6 protein-coding genes are annotated in these 6,669 nt (G+C 70.2%); 2 read left to right on the forward strand and 4 right to left on the reverse strand.

All coding sequences use genetic code 11. The features are described from left to right. The 4 genes from ACYP33_RS10125 to ACYP33_RS10140 all read right to left on the reverse strand — a co-directional run. Window positions 1–1,113, reverse strand: a 1,113-nt coding sequence (locus ACYP33_RS10125; RefSeq protein ID WP_459621391.1) for an NAD(P)/FAD-dependent oxidoreductase, incomplete at its 3' end; no start/stop codon positions are given. Continuing rightward, entirely contained in the window at window positions 1,110–1,385 is a 276-nt protein-coding gene (locus tag ACYP33_RS10130) for a (2Fe-2S)-binding protein (protein WP_459621393.1), read from the reverse strand. The genes ACYP33_RS10125 and ACYP33_RS10130, both read right to left, overlap by 4 nt. Further along, window positions 1,378–2,505: an NAD(P)/FAD-dependent oxidoreductase gene (locus tag ACYP33_RS10135; RefSeq protein WP_459621394.1), complete on the reverse strand. Its 1,128-nt coding sequence runs from the start codon at window positions 2,503–2,505 to the stop codon at window positions 1,378–1,380. Before ACYP33_RS10135 ends, ACYP33_RS10130 begins: the two co-directional genes overlap by 8 nt. Further along, window positions 2,505–3,470 carry a 4-hydroxyproline epimerase gene (locus tag ACYP33_RS10140; protein ID WP_459621396.1) on the reverse strand — a complete coding sequence of 322 codons (966 nt, stop codon included), beginning with the start codon at window positions 3,468–3,470 and terminating at the stop codon, window positions 2,505–2,507. The genes ACYP33_RS10135 and ACYP33_RS10140 overlap by 1 nt, the downstream gene beginning before the upstream one ends. Before the next feature lie 339 nt (window positions 3,471–3,809). On the opposite strand from ACYP33_RS10140, the gene ACYP33_RS10145 reads away from it, so the two are divergent. Beyond that, the gene (locus ACYP33_RS10145) at window positions 3,810–4,952 is read left to right on the forward strand and encodes a branched-chain amino acid ABC transporter substrate-binding protein (protein WP_414441039.1); all 1,143 of its coding nucleotides are present in this window, start codon (window positions 3,810–3,812) and stop codon (window positions 4,950–4,952) included. Window positions 4,953–5,255: 303 nt separating this feature from the next. Continuing rightward, a complete protein-coding gene (locus ACYP33_RS10150; RefSeq protein WP_459621398.1) occupies window positions 5,256–6,557 on the forward strand; it encodes an MFS transporter in 1,302 nt (433 codons plus the stop codon). Window positions 6,558–6,669 lie beyond the last annotated feature (112 nt).

Raw genomic sequence — 6,669 nt, forward strand, 5'->3', positions numbered from 1 at the left:
GTCGCGCGCGTTCGCGAACGGGCGCGCCATGCCGAGTGTCACGTCCTCGCAGCGGCACAGCACGGTGTCGTCGGGCGGCAGCGCGCGCGCCGCCGCGCCGAGCGCGAACGCCTGCGCAACGCGCGCCGCGAAACCGCGCCAGGTGTCGCGCTCGCGCAGCAGCGGCGCGAAGCGCGGGTCGGCCTCGCTCACGCCGGCGGCCGACAGGCCCGCGATTTTCCCTTCGACCCGCGCCAGTTCCATGCCGCCCACGCCGGTGCTTTCGCCGGCCGCGTAGATCGCATTGAGCGAGGTGCGCTGCCAGGCATCGACGGCCACTGCGCCGCCCTCCACCGCACAGCCGAGCGCGCGCGCCAGCGTCAAATTCGGCAGCAACCCGTAGCCGCAGGCGATCCGGTCGCAGGCAATCGTCTCGGTGCGACCGCCCGCCTCGATCACGGCGGCCTCCACCCGCGCCTCGCCGTGCGCCGCGCGCACCACGCCGCCCGTCATGTATCGCGTGCCGACGAAGCCGCGGGTGAGCAGCGCGGCCTGCCAGAGTTTCGACGGCGTGGCCGCCAGCGACATCCCGAACCGGCCCACGGCGTTCGCACCGGCCTGCTCGACCACGGCCACGACCTTCGCGCCGGCGTCGCGCGCGGTGGCCAGCGCGGCGATCAGCAACGGCCCGCTGCCGGCGATCACGATGCGTTCGCCGCGCACCGGCACGCCGCCTTTGATCAGCGCCTGCAAACCGCCCGCTCCGGTCACGCCGGGCAGCGTCCAGCCCGCGAACGGCAGCAGCAGTTCGCGCGCGCCGGTGGCGACGATCAGCCGTTCATAGCGCACCGTCAGGCTGGACTCGCCCTGCTCGGCGAGCAACCTGCGCCCCGGCAGCGCCGCCGCCACGCGCGCGCCGGACAGGCGTTCGACGCCCAGCGCGCGCAGCGCGTCGAGCGCCTCGGCCAGCGGCGCGGCGGTCTCAAACACCGGGCCCTGCCGCCAGATCTGGCCGCCGGCATCGGGGTTGTCGTCGAGGATCGCGACGCGCGCGCCGGCCTCGGCCGCCGCCCGCGCCGCCGACAAACCGGCCGGCCCCGCGCCGACGATCACGACGTCGTAATGCACATTCATCGTTCGGATTTCCAGGTCGTATCGATCGTCATGCCGTCGCGGCAGACGGTCTGGCACGCCAGCGCATGCGCGCGGCCGTCGATGCCGACGCGGCATTCCTGGCACACGCCCATGCCGCACAGCATGGTGCGCGGCGCACCGCTCGCCGACGCGCGCGTGCCGCGCACGCCGAGCGCGATCACCAGCGCCGCCGCCACCGTCACGCCCTGGGGCACGCGGCAGGCCGCGCCGTCGATCGTCACGCCGATCGCGTTGCGGTCGATGTCAGTCATGGCCAGCCTCCGTCGTGACGCGCGATGGCCAATACGGCTCGGGCGCAATCGGCGGCGTCTCGCCGCTCAGTTGCGCGGCGATCAGTTCGGCCGTCGCCAGCGAGGTGGTCACGCCAAGCCCTTCGTGGCCGGTCGCGAGCCACACGCCGGGCCGCCCCGGCGCGGGGCCGATCAGCGGCATGCCGTCGGGCGTGGCCGCGCGAAAGCCGGTCCAGGCGCGCAGCGCGTTCAGGCCGGCGAGGCCCGGCAGATAGCGCGTGGCGCGCGCCAGCATGCGCGCCAGCACCGCCATCTCGACGGCAGGATCGGCGGTATCGAATTGCCGCGACGAGCCGATCAGGATCTGGCCGGTCGGGCGCGGCTGCGCGTTGAACGCTACCGAGGTGCCCTGCGCGTGATGCGCGCTCTTGATATAGCCGAGTTCGAGCAGTTGATGCGTGATCGCGCCGGGGTAGCGGTCGGTGATCAGCAGATGGCCCTTCTTGGCCTGCAACGCGACGCCGGGCACGAGCCGCGCGGCGTCGATGCCGTTCGCGACGATCACCTGCGCGGCCGTGAGCGTGTCGCCGCCGTCGAGCCGCACGCGCGTGCCGTCGAGCGCCGCGACGCGCGTGCCGAGCCGCGTGCGGATGCGCGCCGCGCCCGGCGAATGCCGGAGCAGCCATTCGGCGGCCGACGGCGCGTAGACAATGCCGTCCCCTTCCACCAGCAGCCCGCCGGCCAGGCCCGGCGCGAGCATCGGCTCGCGCGCGCGCAGCGCGGCCGCGCCGATCACCTCGGCCGCGATGCCCGCCGCCGCGTAGCCGTCGCGCATGGCCTGCGCCGCTTCCAGTTCCTCGTCATCGGCGGCCACCCACAGCGTGCCGCAGCGCACATAGGCGTCGCGCTCGCGCAGGCTCGGCGCGAGTTCGCGCCACAGCGCCAGCGAGCGGCGCGTGAGCGCCAGCTCGGCCGGCGAATCGTTCATCACCACCAGGTGCCCCATGCCGGCCGCGGTGGTGCCCGCGCCGATCCCGCCCGCGTCGAGCACCTCCACCGCCAGCCCGCGCGCGGCCAACGCCGCCGCGCACGCCGCGCCGACGATGCCCGCGCCGATCACGATCACATCCGCGCGCGCCATCAGTTCAGCCGGATGCCGTTCGCGAACGGGTCGCTGTCGTCGAAGCAGAGCCGCCCTTCGGCCATCACGTGCGCGTGGCCGGTGAGCGTCGGCACGATCGCCGGTTCGCCCTCGATCGTTTCGTCATGCCGGACGTATTGCAGATCGAACACGCTGCCGATCACGCTCTCCTGCCGCCACACGGCCTGCTCGGCCAGCTTGCCGTCGGCCGCGAGGCAGGCCGCCTTGGCGCTGGTGCCGGTGCCGCACGGCGAGCGATCGTAGGCGTCGCCGGGGCACAGCACGAAGCTGCGGCTGTCGAGGTCCGGCCGCGACGGCGGCCCGAACAGTTCGATATGGTCGATCAGCGCGCCGTGCGTGCCGGTGATGCCGGCCGCGATCAGCGCATCGCGCACCGCGCCCGAGAACGCGGTCAGTTCCTTCAGGTGCGGCGGCGCGACGGTGCGGCGGTGCTGATCCTCGGCCACCAGGAAGAACCAGTTGCCGCCCCAGGCGATGTCGCCCTTCAGCGCGCCGTGGCCCGGCACCTCGACGCTCACGCCCTGGCGGTAGCGATAGGCCGGCACGTTTCGCACGGACACCGAACGATCCGCGTTCAGCGTGGCCTCGACGATGCCGACCGGCGTTTCGATGCGGTGCGTGCCCGGCCCGATGCGGCCCAGGTGCGCGAGCGACACCACCAGCCCGATGGTGCCGTGGCCGCACATGCCCAGATACCCGACGTTGTTGAAGAAGATCACGCCCGCCGCGCAGGACGGATCGGACGGCTCGCACAGCAGCGCGCCCACCATCACGTCCGAGCCGCGCGGCTCGGTCACCACCGCGGCGCGCCAGTCGTCGTGCTGCGTGCGCAGGCGTTCGAGGCGCTCGGCGAGCGGGCCGGCGCCGAGATCCGGCCCTCCGGACACGACGAGGCGGGTAGGCTCGCCGCCCGTGTGCGAATCGATGAAGTCGAGTGTTTTCATGCCGCTATCGTAGGAAGCGGCGGCGCCTCGCGTCTTGGCGACATTATGCGCACCCGATGACGAAATCGGCATAGTCAGGGAAATCGCGCATATGCCGATATCGTCATCCGGCGTGCTGTTGTCTCGCAAGACTTCCGCTTTTTCGCTACCTAGACTGCGCTGTCATCGCTCGAATCGTTGCGTCCCAGCCTGGACGATCCATTGCACGCCAGGCGCCGGGCTCACGGCAACGTTCCGCCGATTTCAGCACAGTGGACGCCGGCTCCCGGCCGGCGCCCCGCGATCGCCAACAGGCCGGCGCATGAAAAGCCGGCCGCAGCAGCCAAAGGGGAAACGAAAGTGAAGGTGAAGATCTCGCAACTCGCGCTCGCCGCGTCCGCCGCCCTCGTCGCAGCCGGCACGCCGGCCATGGCCGCCGACGCCGTCAAGATCGGCTTCGCCGCGCCGCTGACCGGCACGCAGTCGAACTACGGCACCGACATGCAGAAAGGCGTGCAGCTCGCGATCGACGATTTCAACGCGACCAAGCCGGTGATCGGCGGCAAGCCCGTCACGTTCGTGCTCGATTCGCAGGACGACCAGGCCGACCCGCGCACCGGCACCACGGTCGCGCAGCGCCTGATCGACGACAACGTGGCCGGCATCATCGGCCACTTCAACTCCGGCACCAGCATCCCCGCGTCGGATCTCTACGAGAAGGCCGGGCTGCCGCAGATCTCGATGGCCACCTCGCCGCAATACACGGCGCGCGGCTACAAGACCACCTTCCGCCTGCTGACCAGCGATTCGCAGGCCGGCCGCATCGTCGGCAGCTACGTGGTGAACACGCTGCACTACAAGCGCATCGCGATCATCGACGACCGCACCGCGTACGGCCAGGGCATCGCCGACGAATTCGCCACGTCCGTGCAGAAGGCCGGCGGCACCATCGTCAAGCGCGACTTCACGAACGACAAGGCGCTCGATTTCTCTGCAATCCTGACCAACCTGAAGGGCATGAACCCGGATGCGATCTTCTACGGCGGCGGCGATGCGCAATCCTCGCCGATGATCCGCAAGATGCGTCAGCTCGGCATCAAGGCCGCGTTCATCACGGGCGAGATGTCGAAATCGCCGACCTTCCTGAAGGTGGGCGGCGAGGCGGCCGAAGGCGCGATCGTCTACATGGGCGGGCTGCCGAAGGAAAAGATGCCGGGCTTCAGCGGCTTCGAGCAGCGCTACAAGGCGCGCTTCCACGAGGAAGTGGTCACGTACTCGCCGTACTCGTACGACGGCGCGATCGCGCTGCTGACGGCGATGAAGAACGCGAACTCGACCGACCCGAAGGTGTATGGCCCGTTCGTCGGCAAGGTGCAGGTCAAGGGCGTGTCGGCGGCGACCATCGCCTATGACGCGAAGGGCGACCTGCGCGACGCGCCGGTCACGATCTACCGCGTCGATCACGGCCAGTTCAAGGCGGTCGATACGATCGCCGGCAACTGAGCCTAGCGGCGCGTTCAGCGGCCCATCAGCGGCCGCACGCAATGGCAAAAAACGGGCGCGTCGGGCGCCCGTTTTTGCATTTCGCTTACACGCCTGTTCCCTTCCTGCCAGGCACGCATCGCGCGTCAAACCCCCTGCGTTAATCCTGTAGAATCCAGCGACCCGCCAGTACGCCGTCCCCGCGTGTCTCCGAACCGGAATCACGCGGCCCGTGTCGCGAGCCAATCCGGCCCGCCGCCCGGGACGCCTTGCGGCGTCGCGCACGGTGCGCGCGCCGAGATCCGAATTCCGTTCGCCCCGACCATGCAAGCATACGAAACAGGCCGCGCGCCCAGCGCCGCCGCCGATCGCGCGCTCACGCGCAGCGACTACAAAACCCTGAGCCTGGCCGCACTCGGCGGTGCGCTCGAGTTCTACGATTTCATCATCTTCGTGTTCTTCGCGCCCGCGATCGGGCAGTTGTTCTTCCCGCACGACATTCCCGACTGGCTGCGCCAGTTGCAGACCTTCGGCATCTTCGCCGCCGGTTATCTGGCGCGCCCGCTCGGCGGCATCATCATGGCGCACTTCGGCGACCTGGTCGGCCGCAAGCGGATGTTCACGCTGAGCGTGCTGCTGATGGCGCTGCCGACGCTGCTGATGGGCCTGCTGCCGACCTTCGATTCGATCGGCATCCTGGCTCCCGTGCTGCTGTTGCTGTTCCGCGTGCTGCAAGGCGCGGCGGTGGGCGGCGAGGTGCCGGGCGCCTGGGTGTTCGTGTCGGAGCACGTGCCGTCGCGCCGCATCGGCTATGCGTGCGGCACGCTGACGGCCGGCCTGACCGCCGGCATCCTGCTCGGCTCGATGGTGGCGGGCGGCGTGAACCGGCATTTCTCCCCGGCTGAAATTGCTTCGTACGCCTGGCGGATTCCGTTCCTGCTCGGCGGCGTGTTCGGCCTCGTGTCGGTGTATCTGCGCCGCTGGCTGCACGAAACGCCGGTGTTCGCCGAACTGCAGGCGCGCAAGGCGCTGGCCGCCGAGATCCCGCTGAAGGCGGTGCTGCGCGACCACGGCCGCTCGGTGATCGTCTCGATGCTGCTGACCTGGATGCTGTCGGCCGCGATCGTGGTGGTGATCCTGATGACGCCCACCTTGCTGCAAAAGCAGTTGCACATTCCGGCCGCCACGGCGCTGTTCGCCAACAGCATCGCCACCGTCGGCCTGACGATCGGCTGCATCGTGGCCGGCGCGCTGGCCGACCGCTTCGGCGCGAAGGTCGTGATCGTGATCGGCGGCCTGTTGCTCGCCGCCAGCTTCTGCACGCTGTTCTCGCGCGTCGCGGCCGATCCGACCACGCTGGTGCCGCTCTACGCGCTCACCGGCTTCCTGGTCGGCACGGTGGGCGCGATCCCGTCGGCGATGGTGCGCGGCTTCCCGGCCGTGATCCGCTTCTCGGGCATCTCGTTCTCGTACAACGTCGCGTATGCGATCTTCGGCGGCCTGTCGCCGGTGGTCGTGTCGTTGATGATGAAATCCAATTCGTTCGCGCCGACCGCCTACGTGGGCGCCGTGTGCGTGATCGGCGCGCTGGCCGCGCTGTGCGCGCGCAACGCAAAGGGGCGTTGAGACGGATTCCGAAGCAATGGACTCCGAAGCGGCCTGCAATCCACGCCGCCATGAAAAAAAGCGCCGCGAGGCGCTTTTTTTCATGCAGCGAGCCAAAGCCGGGGGAAACGTT

This window comes from Burkholderia sp. 3C (assembly GCF_054589155.1).

What these genes read in the sequence shown, in the direction of transcription:
- ACYP33_RS10130 (WP_459621393.1), bottom strand. Translation starts at nt 1,385, where the DNA reads ATGACTGACATCGACCGCAACGCGATCGGCGTGACGATCGACGGCGCG.
- ACYP33_RS10135 (WP_459621394.1), bottom strand. Translation starts at nt 2,505, where the DNA reads ATGGCGCGCGCGGATGTGATCGTGATCGGCGCGGGCATCGTCGGCGCG.
- ACYP33_RS10150 (WP_459621398.1), top strand. Translation starts at nt 5,256, where the DNA reads ATGCAAGCATACGAAACAGGCCGCGCGCCCAGCGCCGCCGCCGATCGC.
- ACYP33_RS10140 (WP_459621396.1), bottom strand. Translation starts at nt 3,470, where the DNA reads ATGAAAACACTCGACTTCATCGATTCGCACACGGGCGGCGAGCCTACC.